The sequence below is a fragment of the Parajatrophihabitans canadensis genome (genome assembly GCF_053764775.1).
On sequence record NZ_CM132445.1, the window covers coordinates 4,240,786 to 4,262,986 of the forward strand.

Below are 22,201 nucleotides of genomic sequence, written 5' to 3' on the forward strand. Positions count from 1 at the left end.
ACGTGATGGGCTCTTCAAACCCCATCATTCTCACCCCGCTGAGCAACGCGACTTGGGTGCGGTGAGGCATATCACGACGACCGCAAAGGCTCAGCACTCGCAAGGGTGTGAGCTCGTACGGGAGGATGCGGTGAGAATCGGCGCGCCGCAGTGCACCTCTGGGCCCCGAGCGTGGGCTCATCACGCCCATGACACTTCCGCGTTGGCTCGCCAGGCTAAACACGTGCCACCGCGCGGGGATCAAACGATCAACCTAGCTGGGCTGCGCTCAGCCGCTCGTCTGCACTGGATAAGGCACGAAGGTTCCCCGGTCGGGGTCGATGTCGAGCTTGCGACCAACCGGTGGGAACGCCCGTTGGGGACAGCCGGTGCGCTCGCAGACTTTGCAGCCAACGCCGATTGGCGTGGCGGCCTCCCGGTCGCGAGGGTTCAGGCCAGCGGAATAGACGAGGCGGCCTGCGTGGCGGATCTCGCACCCGAGCGCAACGGCGAAGAGTTTGCCGGGCGCACCGTAACGCTGAGGGCTGCGGAACACCGTGCGGGCCATCCAAAGATATCGGCGGCCGTCGGGCATCTCCGCAACCTGAGTTAACAGCTTACCCGGCGAGGCAAAGGCCTCGTAGACGTTCCACAACGGACAGGTGCCACCGGCCCGGGAGAAGTGAAACGCAGTGGCTGACTGGCGCTGCGACATGTTGCCTGCGCGGTCGACCCGGACGAAGGCGAATGGCACGCCGCGGGCCCGCGGCCGTTGCAGTGTGCTGAGTCGGTGGCAGGTACTTTCGAAACCCAGGTTGAAATGGGCCGACAAGCGCTCGATGTCGTAACGGAAATCCTCGGCTGTTTCACGAAAGACTGTGTACGGCAATAGCATTCCTGAGGCCAGGTAGTTGGCCAGGCCGATGGTCAGCAGCTCACTGGCTTGCGGATCCTCAAACGGTGTGCGGGCCACGATCGCGGCGATCTGGTCGGCGAACTCGAGGTTGGCCAGCTGATGCGCCAGGCGGAAGACCTGCTGCCCCCACAGCAACTGTGGCGACAAGCGGATGGTCTGGGTCGCGCGGTCGTAGCGTGATAGCTCATTTGCATCCGGGTTCGGGTCGTTGGCTACGACGACTCTAATGCCGTGCGCGTCGCGCAACCGGTCGACCAGCGCGTGCCGCTTCTCCTTGTCGCTCAACCCTATTTTGCCGGCATAGTCCTCTGCGGCGCGATCCAGGGAGTCGACGTAGTTGTTGTGGTCGTAGAAAAAGTCCCGGACCTCCTCGTGCGGCATCAGCGTGGCCCGCTCCGGCTGCTCCCGGGTGGCGATGGCCAGCTGGTCCGCCAACGATCGGTACCGGCGGTGCACCGCCAGCACAACTTGGGCGACCGCCGGGTGGGTCGAGGCGATATCGGCGATCTCGGCCTCGACGGCGCTGGAGTGCACGCCGGCGTCGTACAGTGCGTCCCGTAGCTCGGCGATCAACCGGATAGTGTCCTGTGGGGCGAAGAAGCCCGCGTCGATGCCGTAGATGTCGCTGATCTTCAGCAGCACGGGGACGGTGAGCGGCCGTGAGTTGTGCTCCATCTGGTTGAGGTAACTCGCCGACACGTCGAGCTCGCGGGCCATCTCCGCCTGGTTGAGACGGCGCTCGGCCCGTAGCTGGCGCAGCCGCGCTCCCGCGAAGATCCTCTCCACCACATAAATACTACCCCGCTCCTTCCGAACCAGTCTTCACAGAATTAACAAGATTGGGCCAAAAGACTCGCAGAAGTTCGCAAGTTGCGTCTCTAGCGATGGCATCGAGACTCAGGCACAGTTTCGGTAGATGGTCACCGATCTTCGCAATGGTGCCAACATCACCCATCCGCGACCCTGAACCTTACGGAGACGAGATGATCGAGATCACTCGCGCCCAAGCCGCTGCTGAGCTGGCGACTAGCTGGCGCACCGACTCCCGCTGGGCGGGCGTCGAACGCAGCTACACCGCCGACGACGTGATCAATCTGCGCGGCCGGGTGGTCGAGCAACACACCCTCGCCACCCGCGGCGCGCAGCGGCTGTGGAAGCTGCTGCACACCGATGACTACGTCCACGCGTTGGGCGCGCTCACCGGTAATCAGGCCGTGCAGAGCATCCGGGCTGGGCTGCAGGCGATCTACCTGTCGGGTTGGCAGGTCGCGGCCGATGCGAACCTGTCCAACCAGACCTACCCCGACCAGAGCCTGTACCCGGCCAACTCGGTGCCGGCTGTCGTCCGGCGGATTAACAACGCTCTGCTGCGGGCTGATCAGATCACCTGGTCCGAGGGCACCGACACTGACATCGAGTGGCTGGCCCCGATCGTGGCCGATGCCGAGGCCGGCTTCGGCGGTCCGTTGAATGCATTTGAGCTGATGAAATCGATGATTGTCGCCGGTGCCGCGGGCGTGCATTGGGAGGACCAACTCGCCTCGGAGAAGAAATGCGGGCACCTCGGCGGCAAGGTGCTGATCCCGGCGGGGCAGCACATCCGCACTCTGAACTCCGCGCGGCTGGCCGCTGACGTGCTCGACGTCCCCTCAATCATCATCGCCCGCACCGACGCCGAAGCCGCGACGCTGATCACGACCGATGTCGATGAGCGCGACCGTCCCTTCATCACCGGTGAGCGCACTGCCGAGGGTTTTTACCGGGTCACCAACGGGATTGCGCCATGTATCGCCCGTGGCTTGGCCTACTCCCCGTACTCCGACCTGCTCTGGATGGAAACCTCGCTGCCCGACCTCGGGGTGGCTCGAGCCTTCGCCGACGCGATCAAGTCGCAGTACCCCGACCAGCTGCTCGCCTACAACTGCTCGCCGTCGTTCAACTGGCGCCGCCATCTCGACGACTCCACTATTGCTAAGTTCCAGCGCGAACTCGGCCACATGGGCTACGCGTTCCAGTTCATCACCCTGGCCGGCTTCCACGCCCTCAACCACTCGATGTTCGACCTGGCCCGGGGCTACGCCGCCGATGGCATGACGGCCTACGTCGAATTGCAAGAGCGCGAGTTCGCGTCCGAGGCTACCGGCTACACCGCCACGAAACACCAGCGAGAGGTCGGCACCGGCTACTTCGACCTCGTGAGCACCGCCCTCAACCCGCACTCTGAAACGACGGCCCTGACCGGCTCGACCGAACACGCTCAATTTCAAGCATGAGCTGACTTCAGGGTGGCGTTCAAACCGCAAACGAGGTTCGGGCTGCCGACGGCTGCAACCGAGTCGGATGGGCTAGGTGACCCTCGCAAGGTGACCTCGCCGTTGACACGTCTGGGGTTAATCCAACAAGGTGCGAGGGTGTCCGTCCGCCCCCACGTACTCGAAGATCGCGTTCCTGAGTTCAATCGGGTCAATGTTTCAGCGTCGCCGGCTTGCGAACTGGGCTGTAGCCACCCTAAGCCCGAGGCGATCTGGCTCGGGGTTAATGTAGAAGTTGGTCCCTAGAGCCGACACTCGCGTAGCTCGGTCGAATGAAACGGCTGTAGACCCAAGGACATCCAGGACTTGGAACGGTTGGCCATCTCAATCGTCGATCCATTGAACGACTGACTCCACCGTTTCTCGGCGGGTCCGGAATTTGTTCACCGCGGTATCGGCGGCATAGCCGAACGATACCGCGCACACCACCGCGCGATCGTCACTAATGCTGAAGTGCTTTCGGACGACCGCTGAATACATGGCAATCGCGGCCTGCGGTACCGCTGCCAGACCAAGACTTTGCGCGGCCAGCAACAGCGAGTCGATATATGCGCCACAGTCGACGTAGCCATAGGATCCGAGCATCGTGTCCGAGGTGATAACCGCGACATGCGGTGCGTCGAAGAACCGGAAGTTGCGCATCAGTTGACGCTGGCGAGCCTCTCGGTCGCTGCGGTCGATGCCGAGAGCGTTGTAGAGTGCGTAGCCGGTTTCACGGCGGCGTTGCAGATACTTGCCGCGATACTCTGCAGGCGGATCCAGATCGGGACTCTGCGGTTGACTCTCGGCGGCGTCATAAAGCCGTTCTCTGAATCGGGTTGTCCCGGTTCCGCTAGTCACTATCGTCTGCCACGGCTGGGAGTTGTTCCACGACGGTGTCAGCTGTGCGATTTCGAACATACGGCTCATCAACGAATGTTGAACCCTGTCAGGGCGAAACGCCCGGCAGCTGTAGCGCTCACGAAACAAGCTCTCGAGGACCTCATCCGGTCGCACTGGTCCACCTCTCAGTTGCGGAACATCGCCAAGCAGTCGCGCCGTCCATGTTGGCGCTTCTATGTGCGGCTACCCGCACTCCGGGTCGGGAGCCTTTGACGTTTCTCATATTCGATCAAAGCAAAGCGTCCGTGATCTCATCGTGCCGATTGCGTCACCCTACGAAAACAGTAGAATGACGTTTCCAGCAAACTCAAACCGCACCGATCACGGTCCACGCAACAGTCCGGAATTCATCGCTATCCGACGCCCGAGTCAGCAGCGATGTGCCGAACGTTCCTGAGCGCCGAAGGGGCCCAAGCCACCATCCGGAGTGAAACTGGCTTGAACACGACAGCAATCGACAGCCTCAGCCGCGTTCGAGTAACCTTTGTGCGATGAGCATGCGCTGGATGTCGCTGGTTCCCTCGCCGATGGATAGGACTGGCGCGTCGCGATAGATCCGCTCTATACCGACCTCGGTCGAATATCCGTACGCACCGTGGATCTGAAGGGCGGCTGTCGCATTGGCGAGCGCCGACTCAGAGGCGACCAGTTTAGCCATTCCAGCCTCAAGATCGCATCGTTGACCGTTGTCGAAAGCTTCAGCAGCGATGGCAATAAGTGCACGCGAAGACGCGACACGACACGCCATGTCCGCGAGCTTTAGCTGGATGGCCTGGTGCTGACCTATGGGCTTGCCCATCGTTGTCCGAATCCGGCTGTACTCAAGCGAAGCCTGAAGCGCAGCGTCGGCGACACCGGCGCCACGCGCGGCTACATTGATACGCCCGAGCTCAAGGGCGCCTACGGTCTGCTTGAAGCCCAGGCCCTCCTGCGTGCCGATGAGCTGCTCGGCATCGACGGCGACATCGTCGAAAAACACCTCGACCGTGTCGATGCCCTTGTAGCCGAGCTTGCCCAGCTTCTTGCCGATCATGTAGCCGTCTGACTTGCGGACGAAGAACAGCGACATCCCCTTGTGGCGGGGTTCGATCTCCGTATCCGTCTTTAGGAGCACTGCGAGACAGTTACCCCTACCCGCGTTGGTAATCCATGTCTTCGCACCGTTAATGGTGTAGCCAGCCTCAGTGCGATCGGCACGCGTGCGGATCGCTTGCAAGTCTGAGCCACACTGAGGCTCAGTCAACGCCATGCCACCTCGCAGCTCACCGCTGGCACACGCCGGCAGGATCTCGCGTCGTTGTTCCTCGGTTCCAAATCGCCGGATGAGCTCGGCCATCATGAGATGGGAGTTGATCACCCCGCTCAAGGAGATCCACACCGAGGACAGCCTCTCGACCACCTTCGCGTAGGACGAGGCGGTCATGCCGAGACCCCCGTACTCCTCAGGGATTGTCGCGCCAAACAGGCCGAAGTCGCGCATCTGCTCCACCATGGCGCTCGGATATTCGTCGGCATGCTCCAATTCGAGGACGTACGGCACGACGTCCTTTTCGAGCCAACGGTCCAGCGCCGCCAGCATGTCCTGCGTGGTGTCTTCTGGGGGGGTCATCATGTCTCCAAGGCGGGAAGTGGAGCTTGCTGACATCGTGTATGCGATGTAGATTCGGTTTACCGAATCGAAGTCGGCGGCGAGAGCCCGAACTGTTCTCGAAAGTATCTCGATTGCAGGTAATAGTCAAGGAAATAGGCCGTTTTGCTCTCGGTTACCACGGGTTCGCAAATTCGGCATTACGAAAGGCTGTGGTTATCGTCGTGAGCAAGGGCGAACGTGATGAGTCCGGAGGGCGCGCCGATCGCTACGTCCCGGCGGTTCTAACGGCGATGCGGATCTTGGACTACTTGGCAAGTCACGGCGATGCAAGCGGAACGGCAGTACGGCTTGCACTGGAACTGAATGCGAGCACCTGTCACGACACCCTCAAGACACTCGCGCGAGGCGGCTACATAGGCTTCGACGAAACACGCAAGCTCTACTCGCTCGGCCCCGCGCTTGCTGCCGCTGGTGTGCGCGCATACTCCGATGAAGTCCTCGTGCCGACGGCCCGTCCTGCGATGCGCCAATGGGTTCGTGAGACCAGCTTCACGGCGTTTGTCGCGAAGCCTCTTCCTGACTGGTCTAGCGTTATCGTCGACAAGATCGAGAGCACTCGGCGGATAAAGGTAACTGTCGAGGTTGGGCAGCATTTTCCTGCTGACGCTGCAGTTATTGGCAAAATCTTCTTGGCCCACCTTGACGCTGACGAACTCGACGCCGTCCGTGTTGAGCTCGGTCGCTATACCGAGAACACCATTCATGACCTTCCCGCTTGGCGCAGCGAGCTGCATCGAGTGCGAGAACTCGGCTGGTCCGAGTCCCGCGGCGAGTACTACGGCGGCGGAAACGCTGTGGCCGCTCCGATCTTCGACCCACGCGGGAAGGTCGTCGCAGTTGTGGGCTCGCTCGCGTCGTCGTCTGATCTTGCCGACGATCGCCTGGCCGAGTACGGGCAGTCGATGAAGAGAACGGCGATGACAATCACAGCACAGCTTCGAACATCTGGCTGAATAGCGTCACGCTACAGTTCGGGCGTCGAACAAGGCGTCAACGTCTTCAACCGATCGCCCGAGCTCGCCGAGGATCTCGCGCGTACTTCCACCGAACATCGGCGCAGCGCTTGGTGGAGCGATCGATTCACGGAATCGAGGAGCCGCCGCCGGCTGAACGTAATCGCCCTGATGCACGAAGACGCCGCGGCTGGCGTTGTGCGGATCAAGTGGCGCCTCGCCAATGGATAACACGGGGGTTACACAGGAATCGATGTCGGCGAAGTGTTCCGTCCACTCGTCACGAGTCCTGGCCGAGAAGCGTCGCCCGAGCTCAGCCGTGAGGTCGGGCCACTTCGTACGATCTTGTTGGTCCCACGACGCCGGGTTGAGTCCGAGGGCCTCGAGCATCCTGCGGTAGAACTTCGGTTCGATCGCCCCCACCGCCATGTACTTCCCGTCCGAAGTGCCGTAGCACCTGTAGTACGGATGCGAGCCGTCTACGAGATTGGAACCCCGCTGGTCACTCCACTCCCCCATGGCGGCTAGACCATGCATAAGTGACGTAAGGGCGGCCGAGCCGTCAAGCATCGCGACGTCCAATACCTCGCCCCGACCGCTCCTCTGTCGCTGGACTAGCGCTGCGAGAACTCCGATCGCAAGGAAGGCGCCACCGCCACCTGAATTGGCGACGTAGTTCAGCGGCGGCGGGGGCGGCTGGCTCGGCTCACCTAGTCCGTGCACGGCGCCAGCGAGCGCCGCGTAGTTGATGTCGTGCCCGGCTCGATCCCGCAACGGGCCGCTTTGCCCCCAACCTGTGACCTGGGCGAAAATCAGCCTTGGGTTGCGCGTCAGGCAGGCGGCCGGGCCGAGCCCCAGACGGTCCATCACCCCCGGCCGGAACCCTTCGACGACGACGTCAGCTGAATCCGAGAGTTCGAGTGCAATCTCGGTGCCGCGGGCCTGCTTAAGGTCAATCGCGATCGATCGTCGCCCGCGGCCAATACTGTCCATCATTCGATCGAGGCCCGGATCTCCAAGCGCGCTCGATACGCGGTCAATTCGAATGACCTCGGCGCCCAAGTTCGCGAGTAAAAGCGTTCCAAACGGCGCCGCACCGATGCCCGCGTATTCGACAATTCGCACTCCAGCCAGCGGACCTTGCCCGGCTACGGCGTCCACACTCCGTTCACTCATTTCGACTGCGCTCTCGCCGCAACCGAACCGGACCTAAGCAACCTGTCGTCGCCGTGAAGTACTCCAGCCGCAAACAGCTCAGCTATCGTCGTGGTCTCGTAGCCAAGTTCACGGGCCACCTCCGCGGTGTGTTCGCCGAGGGCGGGCGCTCTCCCTGTCGGGGATGAGGTCGTCTCCCCTTCGAATGTCAATGGCAACCCGACGTGGGTAGGACTGTCGACCGGCCCTCCGAATATGCCTAGTGCCGCGACGTGAGGGTCAGCCGAAACCATCTCCAGCGTATTAATCACATCGGCGTTGACGCCCTCCCTGGTGAAGATACGCATCCAATCGGCAGTAGTTCGGTCGGCCAAGACCCTCGAGATGCGTGACATAACTTGGTCGTGGCCAGCGACTCGGTCGGCATTCGTCGCCATTCCACTCTCGTGCTCCCACTCTGGATGCTCCAAGGCGGCACACAGTTTCGACCACTGGCGCGGACTGTGGCACGAGAGGGTGATCCAACCGTCATAGGTGGCTACCGCCTCTGCCGGAACGGCCGCGAGGCTTGACCGGCTCCCCAGCCGGACCGGCTGGTCGCCAGCGAACAGCCCAGCGAAGGAGACGCCTTGGAGATGGATCAGCGTCTCAAGAAGCGACGTGTCACATCGTCCGCCCACACCCGTGGCATCGCGCCGCACCAGCATGGTCATAACGGCGAGCGCGCAATATATTCCAGCCGCAGTGTCGGCGATGGGCGTTCCAACCCTGGCTGGGCCCAGTTCCTCATTTCCGGTAATGGACATAATCCCGGAGTAACCCTGAAGAATGGTATCGCTGCCCGGCCGCTCTCGCTTGGGGCCACGGTTGCCAAAACCAGATAGTGAGCAGTGCACGAGTCGCGGGTTGCCAGCAATCAGGTCGTCCGGACCCAAGCCACGCTGCTCGAGCGCACCCGGGCGGTAACCGGCAATGAAGACGTCGGCCCTAGCGACCAGGTCGCGGACGAAGCGGGCTCCTGAATCGGTACGGAGATCGACCGCTGTACCTCGCTTGCCGCGGTTGGAGGACAAATAGGTAGGACTCACTCCGTCAACAAACGGAGGACCCAGTGTGCGAGCCCAATCACCTCCCGGCGGCTCGATCTTGATGACCTCTGCACCTAGATCAGCAAGGACCTGTCCGCAGTATGGGCCACCGATACCTTCAGCCGCCTCGACGACGACGAGACCCTCAATTCCCTTCATGGACCTCAAATCCCTTCATTAGAAAACCTGGGCCGTTGGAGTTTCGACTCCGTGATGCTGCTTGGCCAGTAGTCCACTGCCGAAATGCCCTCGGCATCAGGCCAAAGTCCACGCCGTCACACATCAGCTTGCGTCTGGATCAAGAGCATGCCGGTGGACCGGAGCGCAATAGACGGTTTGGTATGAGGTATGGCTGCTAGCTCGCAAGCCCTCGAAAGCACCGGGTCCTCCGCGCAGTAGTGGAGGTATCATCGCTCTGGACCGCCGCCCGCGAGGTAACGAATGGCTCGATAATTCGTTCAACCTCCTTGTGCGCGGGATGCGCCTCATAGAGAGCGTGGTCCTCACGGTTATCCAGTATTACTATCACCGCAAGGCCAGCGTTCCCCGGAGACCATTCAAGATCCGTATGTACGGTCAGCGCGCGAATCTGAGGAATCCGTATACGAAGGTTACTTATCGCTTCCACGATGCGGATGCGATCAACATCTTCGGTCGACTCCGTGAGTCCGAGAAGCACGATATGAGTAATCATCATGGCCCTTCTAGCGTAGTGTCCGTATCGGACGAGTTCTGGGGCAGTCAATAGGAGAGTGCCGTGAACACGAGGCAACAGCAACGAGTAAGTCGCATCGACATATTTTCCTCGGTGTCGATCAATTTGTGAGGCCAGATGTGTGGATCGGGGGCGGACGCAGACGAATTCGGCGAATACGGACAATAATGAATTCGCCGCCGATCACGAATGCCAACAAAGCCGCGGTGACGATTTGATTGACATAAGCCGCTTCGCCGCGCGCAGCCAGGCCAGCGGAGATCGACCCGAGAATTCCGACTCCAAGCGCGATGTGAACAACGCTGCCCCGTCCGCCTCCGAGAACGACTCCGCCTATGATCGCCGCTGATACCGCCGTGAGAAGTAGATCCGTGTAGCTGGTTGAGTTCGCACTCCCGCCCTGGAATGCGGCTATCGCACCTGCAAGTGCCGAGCAAGCTCCGGAAATCCCGAAGGACACGACAAACGTTCTTGTCACGGCGACGCCGGCGGCCGTCGAATCTGTCAAGCTCCCGCCGACAGCGTATACCTCTTTACCGATCCGAGTCCGGCTTAAAAATATCCCCACCGCCCCAAAGATGCACAGGGCGACTATGCTGCCAACGGAAAACGCGCCGTAACGACCGAGAAGCGGATCGCCGATTGTGGGGTCGTTTACTATTTCGCCCACGGGCGCAAGTATGTGCGCAACCCCGCCGAGCAATATCGATGCAGCGATTGTGAAGACAACTGAATCGATTCTCAAAAGACGGATCAGATAGCCCTGGACCGATCCGTACAGGCCACCGGCGAGCGCAGTTGCGATTAGCGCGCCCACCAAACCCAACCCCTGCAGGTGGACACTAAGAATCCCGCCGAGAGTCACTACTGCGACGGCCGATAGGTCTAGCTGACCGAGAATCAGGGTCATTCCGACGCCAAGCGCAACGAGCCCCAAGAGGCTGAAGTTGTCGAGGATAGGAAAGATACCGGCTACGCCGATACCCGATCGCTGCACGACCATTACCGTCCACGCAACCACGAAGAGCAGGAACGGAAACGTATAGCTCTCAATGCGGCGCCATATGTGTGTGGTCATGTCCCGGTCCCTCGTCGCCTCTCGTTTAGATTCAAGGCAAGGACGATCATGACTACGATTGCGCCCTCTACTGTGGCGCTGACACCGAACGAGTAGCCACGCAGGAGCATCTCGTTCTGGATGAGCGCGATCAGTATCGCGCCGCCTGCTGACCACAGCACCGACCCTCGACCGCCCTGAACGGAAGTGCCGCCGATGAGTACCGCCGTAATCGCGTCAATCGTCAATGAGCTCAGAAATGTAGAACTCGCTGAACCCGCTTGGGAAACCGCGAGCAGGCCGGCGAGCGCGCAGCCGACGCTGAAGATCGCGAACGAAATCAGGGCCACTCGTTTGACGGCTATTCCGGAGAGGGCTGCGGTGCGGGCGTTAGATCCGCTGAGCAGCACACGCCGGCCACCGACGGTGCGAGACATCCACATCTCGAGTAGGACCGTGATGCCGATGAAGTAGTACACCTGGACGGGTATACCCAACGGCCTTGCAGATCCCAGCCAGTCGATAGAACGTCCGTTGAAGGTCACGGTGCCTGCGTTTGTACGCCACGACACGATCCCGATCATGGCTGCGCCCGCGGCCAGAGTGGTGATGACCGGGCTTAGGCCGGCGGCAACGAGGGCGCCCTGGACTAGGCCAGAGGCGACGACGACCGCAACGACAACGACAAGTGCTAGCACAACATTGTCGCCTCGGCCGATCAGGGCGGCAAAGGTAACCGCAGCAACCATCACCGTCTGGGAGCTGGCAAGCGATACGAAGTTTCCGGAGATCGTCATCGGTGTCATGGCGACTGCGACGATGCCTGTCACCGACGACGAGACGAGCACCGCTCGCAGGTTGGCAACGGTGAGCGCGTGTGGCGTCAGAAAGAGCCCCACAATCAGCACGATGACAACGAGTCCGGCAATGCGCGTGGTTGCGTTTTGACCGCGAAGTCTGGCTATATCGGGGCTGAACCGGAGACGTCGACGCCCTATGACGTCCGGATCTACTCGCGTCATGCCGACACTTCGCTATCCGCTCGGTGCACGATGGCTTGAAGCAGCTCTGCCTCGGTCCAGTTTGAATGTGCGCGCAGATCGACAAGGCGGCCTCGAAAGAACGCCCCAACGGTGTCACATAGCCCGAGTACCTCGGCAGTATCCGATGAGGCAAGGACTATAGAAAGTCCCGTCGCGCAAAGGTCGCGGAGCCGAGCGTAGATTTCTGCACGAGCGCCGATGTCGACACCACGGGTGGGCTCATTGACCAGTAACACCCTCGGCGATGTGCCCAGCCACTTCCCTAGGGCGATCTTTTGCTGATTGCCTCCACTTAAACGGCCGACGGCTGTATCCAGGCGACTGATGTCAACGCCGAATGCGTCGCAAGCAACTGTGGCAAGAGCACGCTCGCTGCTCGTGCTTCGGATTCCGGCGCGCGCGATGCGTGTCAGCCACGGCGAAGACAAGTTCCGAACGACAGACAGTTCGGCGAAGATCCCATCGCTCTTGCGGTCGTCAGAACAATAGGCGATCCCGTGGGTGAGACCCGCTGTACGGCTAGATAGATCGACGGCGGCGCCGTCCAGGCGTACTTGTCCGGCAACGCCGTCGGACATCCCCGCCAATGCTCGGAGCGCCTGAGCGGCGCCGCTACCGATCTGACCGATAAGCCCAACGATCTCGCCCCGTCGGACGGTCAGCGAAACTGGGCAGGCCAAACCGGTTCCTGTCAACTGATCGATCTCGAGATAAGTCTCGCCCAGTGCTGTGCGCTCAGGAAAGAGCTGGGTGAGCTCCCGGCCAAGCATCGCGGTCACAAGATCACGGACCTCGATGTCTGCAACGCTCGACGGCGCACTACTGCGCCCGTTCCTAAGCACTGTCACCCGATCAGCGACGGCGAAGATCTCGTCGAGCCTGTGGGAGATGTAGATGATGCTCCTACCTTCCGCAGCCAGCTCGCGTATGAGGCCAAGCACCCGAGCAATTTCAGCATCGGATAACGCCGCGGTGGGCTCATCGAAGGCGATGATGTGGGCGTCGGAACCAAGCACACGCGCGATCTCGATGAGCTGGCGGTCTCCAATGCTGAGGTCCGCAGCCGGGGCGCTTGGATCGAGATGACCAAGACCGACCTTGCGGAGCAGCGGTCGGGCCTCCCGCGCGATCCGCCGGGGGAGCCAAAACGCGGGGGCTCCCGGCCGGCCGAGAAGGACGTTCTCCGCGATCGACAAATTGCCGAGAACGCTGACCTCCTGCTGGACAACTGCGATACCGGCTGCATGCGATCGCTTGGTGGTGCCCAAGCTAACCTCGCGCCCGTCGACATAGATTGATCCGCCATCGATGGCTATTGCGCCTGAGAGCAGCTTCACAAGGGTGCTCTTGCCTGCGCCGTTCTCACCTACAAGCGCCATGACCTCGCCTGGACGAACTTGAAGGTTGACCTCATCCAACGCGCGGACGTTCCCGTAGCGCTTATTGACGGAGCTGATCTGCAGCCGAAGAGCGGAGCCCGGCTCGCCCGACAGGTAGGCATCGGCCTCGGTGGAGATCGAGACGCCGATCGGATTGCCTTGACTCATCTGTTCTGCCTGACGGATCTCATGCGCAGACAGCCGCAGGGCTGCTGTCCCAGATGGTCGCACCCGCTGCCTGTGTCTCTCCCACCACGGACTTGAGCGGCATGATCGATGTCGCGGCGGGCGGTGTTGCGGTCACGATAGGGGCGGTAGCAGTAGGGGGAGCCAAATACGTCCCCGGCTTCGTCTTACCCGTTGCCAGATACTGGGCAACTACGTCTATCTGGATGCGGCCGTCCGCCGCAGCTGACTGCATCGTTGCCCCGTAAACCGAAGCCATCGTGCTCAGGCCACCGCTGCAGTTACCAGCGACCATCCACACATTCTTATTAAGCGTGAGCCCAGAATCCGCGAGTGCCTTCGCCACCCCGACCCCGGCGCTGCTCGTGCCCACGAAGATGAAGTCAACGTCGCTAACGTACTTCGGAAGTACCTGGCTGGCGCCCGCAAAGCCGTCTTGCGCGTCGAAGTAATTTCCCGGGATGTCGTTAAGCAGGTTAAAGGGGGACGACGCGGTCGCTGCGTTGAGCCCTGTGGAACGATCGATGCCACCCTGGAAGCCAGCCGGGAAGTTCAGCGTAAGCAAGTTGCCCTGCGTGCTGTGCAATTTCACTCCTTCGCCGACCAGCTTCGTACGCAATGCGGTGAGCAACTGTCCGGCGTTGCGCCCGATCTGCTCGTTATCCTGCCCGGCGTACGCCTTTACGTACGGCGCCTCGTCCGAGGCGACTGCCGAGTCACCTTGGATCACCGGCGCGACCTTCGAGAGCAGACGAACCGAGTTGACCGCAGCGGCGCCGTTAGCCGTTTGAATTAAGAACGCCGCCGGCTTCTTGCCCGAGGCGAGGTACTGACGAACCTGAGCGTCCTGCGTGGGTTGTGTGTCATCAGAGTCCTGGACAACTGTGATCTTGAATCCGAGCCGCGCTGCCTCCGCTTTCACCGCCGCGATCTCGGCTACCACATAAGAAGAAGCTGCGGTCTGGCCGAAATACACAATCTGACGGCCGCCACCATTTACACCCGCTGAGCTAGAAGAGCCGCTGGATGCAACGCCAGCGGTTACGCTCGCCGGAGCCTTGACACCCGACGAGCTGCACGCGGCAAGTCCCATAAGGGCCGCAGCAATTGGGACGCCTGCTACCCAGACGGCCCTGTTTGAACGTCGACCACGCATGTCTAAGTCTCCTCGTCGAGATAGGTTCGCGATTCCGGCGCCCTGGCCGCAGATAATAATTCGCTATACCGAATCATTTACGCTAGGCGGCCACGGCCTGATCTAGCGACTTTTAGTACGCTAGATCTGCCTTTTACTGATGTCAAGAACTTTCTTGGATGAACAGCCAGACCGCTTAGCCATGGACCGGCACGCATCATATTCGGGTCACCGAATTCTCTCCTACAGCTTCTAGAGGCTATAGCAAGCACTACGCAGGAAGCCAAAGGTCGATACGAAGTTTTCGAGGAATACCGCGCTGATAACGAATCAACCCGCCCTAACGCACGACGAAATGGCCTGGCACGTGATGAATGAGCTTCGCGTGGCGTTCGGTCGGGCGGCCTTTCAAGAGAATGTGTCCGTCGTGGTTCTGACTCGAGAAGGAGTCCACTCCTTCTGAACGGGCACGGATCGTTCACGGACGCTGGGTGGCGACGTCGCGGACTTGCGCGATGGCATCGGCGCGATGCCCGAGCTGAGCCATCAATAGTCGAGTGTCTGAAAACCCACGATCGCCCGGGTGAAGGGATGGTGCCCCCGCTGGGCAGCCAGCCGCGGGTGGATTAGCTGGTGGCACCCCCGACGCGAGGGCACTCCGCCCGGTAGGACGGATCGCGGCGGAGCAACTGAGGCGTGAGCCGGCCGCGTGTGGCCCACCGGTGCGACTCTGGGAGTAACGCGACGGGGTTCTCCACGCCGACGTCGGCCGAATCCAACCGGTCGATGTCCTCGCTCGCACACAGCAGCGCGACATCGGCCTTGCCCTCCCGCACGGCCGCGGCCTGCCGACGGGTGAACACCACATCGATGCTCCCTGGGCCGTGACGTCCCTCGTAGCGACGATGCAGCTCGCGCAGCAGCCCGGACCCCGTGCCCGGGGCCGCCGCCACTCGCAAGACAGCTTGCGCTGCCCGCACCCGCTCCACCGCTCGGTCGACCGCTCGCAGCGCGGTGTAGGCATCCGCCGCGCGAGCGAAGTGCAGCTCCTCCGCCACGGTCACGACGTACTCGAGCTGCCGAACCTCAAGCCGATCCATACCCACAGGGTAACGATGATTGCCGATCCCGTCATCGCCCTACCCGCCCTGCCTCCCCCACGCTGGTGTTCCACGACGGCGGATCGGAGCAGGACAATGGACGACGAGAGAGCCACGGCGCAGATACCAGGCCCCGCCCGCAGGACCGCCGTGATCACCGGCGGCGGCCTCGGCGCCACCGTCGTGCCCGCGATCGTCGGCGCCGGGTTGGGCGTGGCCGTGTACGCACTCTCTGGAGCTCGACCGAAAGCACCGAACATCGAGGGCTTCCTTGCGGGTCCGGACCCGGCCTGGCCATCACCACCGCTATTCGCCAAACTCCGGCCTACAGAAATCGTTGAGAATCCGCCCGTCCTTGAGCCGGTGAGCTGACATGAGCGCAACTGTGGTTTTCGCATACGACGGTTCCGACCTTGCAGCGTTCGCGATCGAGCACGCGGCAACTCAGCTCGCGACTCCGCGCGATGCGCTGGTGGTCTGCGTCTGGCAGCCGGCCGATGTCGGGTTCACACCGATCGGGGGCCAGCACTTCGACGCCGACCGGGCGACAGAAGTCCACGCGGCCGCTGAAGCGACCGCGGCGCACGGAGCTGAGTTGGCAACGAAGGCGGGCTTCTCCGCGCGTGGCCTGGCGGTGCAGGGATCCCCGATCTGGCAGGGAATCATCACCGCTGCAGAGGACGCAGGGGCGGAGCTGATTGTGCTGGGCGCGCACCGCCACGGCCCGGTCGGACGCCTACTCGGACATGTGACCCCAGCAGTCCTAGCCCACTTCTCATCGAGCGTGCTGGACGTTCACCAACCCAGTTAGGCGCCCGTTGACCAGCGCAACCGCCTGCGGCATTGGCCGCCCCACTAAGCGAACGGGCCTTAGGCCCCCGCCTCGCCCCGTCGACACGGCCGACGGCACCCCCTGCCGATCGCGGGCAACGACCCGCACACGATGGCGCACGGAAGCGCGCCGCGTTGCTTCCACTGCTCGGGTACGACATTTGTGGACATGAGATCGCTCACCTAGGGCTGGCACTCACGAATCGGCGCTCCGGTCTTCTGCGCGCCCTACACGTGACCAGTACCGGACCCAGCCGGCCGCCGCAGCCTCTGCCGCTGATTTCCGTGCAGCGCTAGCGTCGCCACGGCGCTGAACCACGAACGCCTGCAGGCCTCGGCTTCGGAGCACTGCGGCGTCAGCGGCGGGCACGGTAAACGTCGCCGGCGCCCAAACACCATTGGACCAGCAGACTTGTCAGCTCATGCGCGGCAGCAGACATCCGGCGAAACTCCCGTGGCCGCGGCCCCCGTCAACGTTGCCATTCCACAGCGTGAGCCGGCGCCGCCCTCAGCCAGCGATATTGGCGGCCCCGGCCTGGCCCCGTCCACGCACGCAACGGCGTACACAGCAGGACCAAACTGTCGACCCGCCCCTCGGCGAGAGCGAGCCAGTATCCGATCGGCGCGGTAAATCGATGCTCCTGACGGACCGACTCCGGCCAGATATGCCAGCACATCGCTCGCTGTTTGGCCGCCCGGGCCAGCGACTCCCCCTCGTGTCCGGCGCCATCTAGTCGGCCTCCAGCCGATCCATACCCACAGGGTAACGATGGTTGCCGACCTCGTCATCGCACGACCTGCACGTCCTCCCCGATGCTGGGCTTCAACGACGACGGATCGGAGCAAGGCGATGGACGACGAGAGGGATGTGGCGCAGGTGCTCGCAAGCCACGTGCGAGCGGCCAACCGCCGCAACGGAGCGGGGAAGTCCGCATTGTTCAGCCAGCACCCAGCGGTGAATCACCCCCGATCGAGTCCGGTTAGTATCGGTCCCGCCCGAGCGGGATCGATAGTCAGTGGTGCATCGCGCAGCAGACGATCGCCCTCGACCAGCCAATTGCCTTCAGGCGGCGTGCGATGAAGGCGGTCGTCTACCACCGCTACGGCGGCCCGGAAGTCCTCGAACTCGCCGAGGTGGCACCGCCCAAGGTGCATGTCGACTCTGTCCTCGTCCGCGTGCACGCCGCGGCCGTCAACCCCGCCGACCTCGCGATGCGCGCCGGACACAGTGATGCCACCGTCCCGACCTACTTCCCCGTCATCCCCGGCTGGGACATCGCCGGGGTCGTGGAGCAGATCGGCATCGGCGTGACCGACTTCAAGCCCGGCGACGAGGTCATCGGCTACGTCCGCACCAGCGTCGCCCACCAGCACGGCGGCTACGCCGAGCAGGTCGCCACCGAACCACATGCACTCGCCCCGAAACCCGCCAACCTCTCCTGGGAGCAAGCCGCCACCCTCCCCCTGACTGGACTCACCGCCTACCAAGCCGTCGCCCGAGCGCTCGACGTCCAGGCCGGGGCCAAGCTGCTCGTCTACGGTGCCGCCGGCGGCGTCGGATCCACCGCAGTCCAGATCGCCATCGCCCGCGGCGCAACCGTCATCGGCGTCGACGCCGACGACCGCGCAGCGATGCTCCGAGACCTCGGCGCCCACCCAGTCAGCGACGCCGGACCCGCCCTCGAGCGGATCGCCGCACTCGCACCGAACGGCGTCGACGCGGTCTTCGACACCGTCGGCCAAGGCACCATCAGCGCCGTCGCCGACGCCATCGGACACAACGCCACCCGCTACGCCTCAGTCGTCGACTTCACCGACCACCGAACCACGCCCGTGCTCGCCCGACTCGCCTCCCAGGACCTGCACGCCGTCGCCGACCTGGCCGCCCAGGGACACCTACGCCCCCACGTCGGAGCCGTGTTCCCGCTCGCCGCCGCCACCCAGGCCCACGAACTCGCCGCCACCCGCCACGGAAAAGGCCGCATCGTCCTACGTGTGATCCCCCAATCCCAGACGCGAGTTCTGGCTCACCGATAACCGCGGACACGTGACTGCGGCGCAGACGCAGGATGCCTTACACCACGACAGGATCTGCCCTCACGACAGTCAAATGAGTGTCGTTCGCGCACCCGCCCTCGGGTCGGTTCAACGCCAGACGACGCCTGGCTCACGTTGACGGCGATGGCCCGCAACGTCACTCCCGCCGTAGGTGCAGTGGAGCCGCGGTTCTGCGCGAGGCGACCACCGACACGATCCGCAGGCAACTGATCAGGGTTCTATGGCTAGCGGCGAATTGGTCCTGGGCTGAAGACAGGCTGGACCGGTTCGCCATGGCCACTGCACCTCCACAACCACCCTCTGCCTAACCAGGCCCGGCTACGGGCCCGCGACTGGAGTTCACGTGGTAAGCCCGGACAGATCCAGCGGAACCAGCATGCCCAGGACCGCGTTCGACCAGCACAGGATATTAGCGCTCATGCGAATTCGTGTCGGGTGCATCCGGCCTGAGGGCTCGTCGTTGATCGATTGCACGGGTAGACGCGAGGACGTCGCGGGCCCGAGCGGCCAGGCGCGCTCAAACGGTCGGTACCGACAACGAGCTGGTTTCCGTCACTGCGGTGCAGACTGCTCGTTCCAATCGGTGCTGGACGCTCTGCGACACTTCCTCAGCGAGCAAACCTTGGGGACAATCAAGCCTGGTCAACCAGGCCGCGTTTCTCGTTGCCAGGTATAGGCAACGCGGCTTTTTTGGCGCGCCATTCATCAGCTCCGCCTGCCGTTCAGCCTTAGTCTTGCGCTTTGGCGATAGCGAGTCCTTGGCTGATGAGGTCCATGACTGAGGAGTCGGCCAGGGTGGTGACGTCTCCGACGGTGCGGTTCTCGGCGACGTCGCGTAGCAGGCGGCGCATGATCTTGCCGGACCGGGTCTTGGGTAGTTCGTCGACGATCAGGATCTGACGTGGTTTGGCGATGGCGCCGATTTCCTTGGCCACGTGGTTGCGCAGCTCGGTGACCAGGTCCGGGTCGGGCGCGCCCTCGGTGGCCCTGACGATGACGAATGCGACGATGCCCTGACCGGTGGTCGGGTCACTTGCGCCGACGACGGCGGCCTCGGCGATCGCCGGATGGGAAACCAGAGCTGATTCGACCTCGCTCGTGGAGATGCGGTGGCCGGACACGCTCATCACATCATCGACCCGGCCGAGTAGCCACAAGTCGCCGTCGTTGTCTTTCTTGGCCCCGTCCCCGGCAAAGTAGTAACCCTGCTCGGTGAAACGGGACCAGTAGGTTTCGGCGAACCGTTCGGGATCCCGCCAGATCCCGCGCAGCATCGCCGGCCACGGCTCGGACACCACCAGTAGCCCCCCGCACCCGTCATCGACAGGGGTACCCTTCTCGTCGACTACCTCGACCGCGACGCCCGGGATGCTGCGCATCGCCGAACCGGGCTTCGTCACGGTGACCCCGGGCAGCGGGCTGATCAGGATCGCCCCGGTCTCAGTCTGCCACCACGTGTCGACGATCGGACAGCGGTCGCCACCGATAACCTGGCGATACCATATCCAGGCCTCGGGGTTGATCGGTTCGCCGACCGAACCGAGTACCCGCAGACTGGTCAGGTCGTACTTGGCCGGGATGTCCTGGCCCCACTTCATGAACGTCCGGATCGTGGTCGGCGCCGTGTATAAGATGCTGACCGCGTACTTCTGGATGATTTCGAAGATCCGGCCCTGGTGCGGGCTGTCGGGCGTGCCCTCGTAGATCACCTGGGTGGCACCGTTGGCCAATGGCCCGTACACGATGTACGAGTGCCCAGTCACCCAGCCGATGTCGGCTGTGCACCAATACACGTCGGTGTCGGGTTTGAGGTCGAATACCGCCCAATGGGTGTACGCGGCCTGAGTGAGATAACCCCCGGTTGTATGCAGGATTCCCTTGGGCCGCCCGGTCGTGCCCGAGGTGTAGAGGATGAACAACGGATTCTCGGAGTCAAAGAACTCCGGCTCGTGGGCCGTCGGGTGAGGCGTCAGTTGTTCGTCCCACCACAGATCCCTGCCGTCGACCCAGTCGATGTCGTTGCCGCCTCGCTTGACGACTAGGACATGCTCGATCTTCGTGTCGCCCCCAGCCAGCGCTTCGTCCACGATTGGTTTCAACGCGAAGACCTTTCCCCGCCGGTACCCGCCATCAGCGGTTATCACGAGTCTGGCCTCAGTGTCCAATACCCGGTCATGGATCGCGGGCGCGGAGAACCCACCGAAGATCACCGAATGGATCGCTCCGAGCCTCGCGCAGGCGAGCATCGCCACGACCGCCTCGACACTCATCGGAAGGTAGATCGCTACCCGGTCACCACGTGCGATCCCCAACCCGGTCAACGCGTGCGCAGCCTGGGAGACCAATTCGCCCAACTGCGCGTACGTCACCGTGCGGGTGTCGCCCGGCTCGCCCTCGAAATGGATCGCGACCTTATCACCGCGCCCAGCAGCCACGTGCCGATCCACGCAATTCACCGCCGCGTTTAACCGGCCCCCGACGAACCACTTCGCCACCGGACGAGCCGACCAATCCAGCACCTCGGTCCACGGGCTCGACCAGTCCAACCGTCCGGCCTGCTCAGCCCAAAACCCCAACCGATCCGAGCCCGCCGCCTCGTACGCGCGCGCGGTCACGTTCGCCGTCGCGACGAATTCTGCCGACGGCCCGAACCGCCTGTCTTCATCCAACAGATTCGACAATCCCTCAGCTGACATAGACATAGACATGAAGCTTCCCCACTTATCTCGCCGGGCACCAACTTGTCCCGTTGACCGAATGATGCCGCCGGCCGGCCGGACGACGGTTGCCACAGTGCGGCGCGATGCCCAAGTGCGGTGACCCGCGAGCACGATCGCACTACCGACGTAATGGCGGCCGCGAATGCCGTCCACGGATGCGATCAGATCCTCGGCGCCTCAGATGACAGCACCTTGTTCTCGCTTGCTGCGCAATCGAGGACACGTGCCACGCCGACGCCGATTCGATCTACGCCGTTACGGCCATTGGCCCAGCGCCGCGCTCTGTTCAGCGGCCTCGGTTTGGCCGGCATCACCACCCGGTAACTTGTCGAGACACAGCTGCAAGGCCGCCACGTGCGCGTCGGTGTCTGCCGCATTGACCCGCAGCGCCTTGCGAGTCGGATCCATGAACCAGAGCCTTGCGGATTGCCACAGCGACGACCTCGCTGGTTCCTACCAGTGCGCTCGAAGATGACCATTCCCTCGCCGCGTCGGTTTAGGGATTCTGGCCTGGGTTTGATCTCGTCATGCAGCGTGTCACCACGGTGTCGAGTCCATGTAGGCATCCTTCGAATCTAGCTTCACCCGGTCTGCGGCAGAAACCCAGCGGCCACCACTCCGGCCACCGCAACTGCCTCATCATTGTCAGAAGACTCGCCTGAAACACCGACTGCGCCGATCGTGTTTCCCTCAGTATCGAGGACGAGAACTCCTCCCGGCACCGGAATGAGGGAACCGCCGATGGCGGCAGTCGCGGCCGCGATAAAGTAAGGCTGCTGCTCAGCTCGATTCATGAGTGCTCGCGAGCCCAATCCGAGGGCTAGCGCACCGTGGGCTTTACCGAACGCAATCTGGAACCGCATGTTGGAAGCGCCGTCTTCCCTTTCGAACGCGGTAAGATGGCCACCAGCATCAAGAACGGCGACGGAGAGTGGCTTGAATTGTCGCTTCAAGCCCTCGGCGAGCGAGCCCGCAACGATCGTTCTCGCGACGGAAAGGGTGATGCTGTCGTTAGTCATGACTTGCCTTTCGATGTGAGCG

The 22,201-nt window shown here is 62.7% G+C and carries 19 protein-coding genes; 5 read left to right on the forward strand and 14 right to left on the reverse strand.

Annotation, left to right across the window (positions count from 1 at the left end):
* Positions 1–268: 268 nt before the first annotated feature.
* Positions 269–1,684 (reverse strand): short-chain fatty acyl-CoA regulator family protein, encoded by a 1,416-nt coding sequence (locus ACSMXN_RS20435; RefSeq protein WP_455407629.1) that lies wholly within the window; start codon positions 1,682–1,684, stop codon positions 269–271.
* A 194-nt stretch (positions 1,685–1,878) separates the two neighbouring features.
* Here ACSMXN_RS20435 and aceA point away from each other — a divergent pair, with 194 nt between their 5' ends.
* Complete coding sequence (aceA, locus tag ACSMXN_RS20440; RefSeq protein ID WP_027140037.1) at positions 1,879–3,168, forward strand: isocitrate lyase; 1,290 nt, start codon at positions 1,879–1,881, stop codon at positions 3,166–3,168.
* Between the two features lie 363 nt (positions 3,169–3,531).
* On the opposite strand, the gene ACSMXN_RS20445 is transcribed toward aceA, so the two are convergent.
* Both ACSMXN_RS20445 and ACSMXN_RS20450 read right to left on the reverse strand, forming a co-directional pair.
* Entirely contained in the window at positions 3,532–4,203 is a 672-nt protein-coding gene (locus ACSMXN_RS20445; RefSeq protein ID WP_022915724.1) for a nitroreductase, read from the reverse strand.
* 349 nt (positions 4,204–4,552) lie between these two features.
* The gene (locus tag ACSMXN_RS20450; protein ID WP_196811462.1) at positions 4,553–5,698 is read right to left on the reverse strand and encodes an acyl-CoA dehydrogenase family protein; all 1,146 of its coding nucleotides are present in this window, start codon (positions 5,696–5,698) and stop codon (positions 4,553–4,555) included.
* A 203-nt stretch (positions 5,699–5,901) separates the two neighbouring features.
* Here ACSMXN_RS20450 and ACSMXN_RS20455 point away from each other — a divergent pair, with 203 nt between their 5' ends.
* Positions 5,902–6,693, forward strand: coding sequence for an IclR family transcriptional regulator (locus ACSMXN_RS20455; protein ID WP_196811463.1), 792 nt, complete (start codon positions 5,902–5,904; stop codon positions 6,691–6,693).
* Between the two features lie 6 nt (positions 6,694–6,699).
* On the opposite strand, the gene ACSMXN_RS20460 is transcribed toward ACSMXN_RS20455, so the two are convergent.
* The 8 genes from ACSMXN_RS20460 to ACSMXN_RS20495 all read right to left on the reverse strand — a co-directional run bounded on the left by ACSMXN_RS20460 (position 6,700) and on the right by ACSMXN_RS20495 (position 15,551).
* Positions 6,700–7,869: a CaiB/BaiF CoA transferase family protein gene (locus ACSMXN_RS20460; RefSeq protein ID WP_051149087.1), complete on the reverse strand. Its 1,170-nt coding sequence runs from the start codon at positions 7,867–7,869 to the stop codon at positions 6,700–6,702.
* Entirely contained in the window at positions 7,866–9,095 is a 1,230-nt protein-coding gene (locus tag ACSMXN_RS20465) for a CoA transferase (protein WP_022915728.1), read from the reverse strand. Before ACSMXN_RS20465 ends, ACSMXN_RS20460 begins: the two co-directional genes overlap by 4 nt.
* A gap of 196 nt (positions 9,096–9,291) precedes the next feature.
* A complete protein-coding gene (locus tag ACSMXN_RS20470) occupies positions 9,292–9,633 on the reverse strand; it encodes a Dabb family protein (RefSeq protein ID WP_022915729.1) in 342 nt (113 codons plus the stop codon).
* 118 nt (positions 9,634–9,751) lie between these two features.
* The gene (locus ACSMXN_RS20475) at positions 9,752–10,729 is read right to left on the reverse strand and encodes an ABC transporter permease subunit (protein ID WP_022915730.1); all 978 of its coding nucleotides are present in this window, start codon (positions 10,727–10,729) and stop codon (positions 9,752–9,754) included.
* A complete protein-coding gene (locus ACSMXN_RS20480) occupies positions 10,726–11,730 on the reverse strand; it encodes an ABC transporter permease (RefSeq protein WP_022915731.1) in 1,005 nt (334 codons plus the stop codon). Before ACSMXN_RS20480 ends, ACSMXN_RS20475 begins: the two co-directional genes overlap by 4 nt.
* Positions 11,727–13,298: a sugar ABC transporter ATP-binding protein gene (locus ACSMXN_RS20485; protein ID WP_081649381.1), complete on the reverse strand. Its 1,572-nt coding sequence runs from the start codon at positions 13,296–13,298 to the stop codon at positions 11,727–11,729. The genes ACSMXN_RS20480 and ACSMXN_RS20485 overlap by 4 nt, the downstream gene beginning before the upstream one ends.
* A 19-nt stretch (positions 13,299–13,317) precedes the next feature.
* Entirely contained in the window at positions 13,318–14,472 is a 1,155-nt protein-coding gene (locus ACSMXN_RS20490; RefSeq protein ID WP_081649382.1) for a substrate-binding domain-containing protein, read from the reverse strand.
* 605 nt (positions 14,473–15,077) lie between these two features.
* Positions 15,078–15,551, reverse strand: a complete 474-nt coding sequence (locus ACSMXN_RS20495) for a LysR substrate-binding domain-containing protein (RefSeq protein ID WP_455407630.1) — start codon at positions 15,549–15,551, stop codon at positions 15,078–15,080.
* A gap of 96 nt (positions 15,552–15,647) precedes the next feature.
* Here ACSMXN_RS20495 and ACSMXN_RS20500 point away from each other — a divergent pair, with 96 nt between their 5' ends.
* The 3 genes from ACSMXN_RS20500 to ACSMXN_RS20510 all read left to right on the forward strand — a co-directional run bounded on the left by ACSMXN_RS20500 (position 15,648) and on the right by ACSMXN_RS20510 (position 18,419).
* The gene (locus ACSMXN_RS20500) at positions 15,648–15,923 is read left to right on the forward strand and encodes a hypothetical protein (RefSeq protein ID WP_455407631.1); all 276 of its coding nucleotides are present in this window, start codon (positions 15,648–15,650) and stop codon (positions 15,921–15,923) included.
* A gap of 1 nt (position 15,924) precedes the next feature.
* Positions 15,925–16,362: a universal stress protein gene (locus tag ACSMXN_RS20505; protein WP_022915458.1), complete on the forward strand. Its 438-nt coding sequence runs from the start codon at positions 15,925–15,927 to the stop codon at positions 16,360–16,362.
* A gap of 1,097 nt (positions 16,363–17,459) precedes the next feature.
* On the forward strand, positions 17,460–18,419 hold the full coding sequence (locus tag ACSMXN_RS20510) for an NADP-dependent oxidoreductase (protein WP_022915457.1): 960 nt from the start codon (positions 17,460–17,462) through the stop codon (positions 18,417–18,419).
* 749 nt (positions 18,420–19,168) lie between these two features.
* Here the strand turns inward: ACSMXN_RS20510 and acs are convergent.
* The 3 genes from acs to ACSMXN_RS20525 form a co-directional block, all read right to left on the reverse strand.
* Positions 19,169–21,136 carry an acetate--CoA ligase gene (gene acs, locus ACSMXN_RS20515; RefSeq protein ID WP_051149065.1) on the reverse strand — a complete coding sequence of 656 codons (1,968 nt, stop codon included), beginning with the start codon at positions 21,134–21,136 and terminating at the stop codon, positions 19,169–19,171.
* Positions 21,137–21,415: 279 nt separating this feature from the next.
* The gene (locus ACSMXN_RS20520) at positions 21,416–21,568 is read right to left on the reverse strand and encodes a hypothetical protein (RefSeq protein ID WP_022915455.1); all 153 of its coding nucleotides are present in this window, start codon (positions 21,566–21,568) and stop codon (positions 21,416–21,418) included.
* A gap of 173 nt (positions 21,569–21,741) precedes the next feature.
* Entirely contained in the window at positions 21,742–22,179 is a 438-nt protein-coding gene (locus ACSMXN_RS20525) for a heme-binding protein (RefSeq protein ID WP_027139968.1), read from the reverse strand.
* Positions 22,180–22,201: the final 22 nt, after the last annotated feature.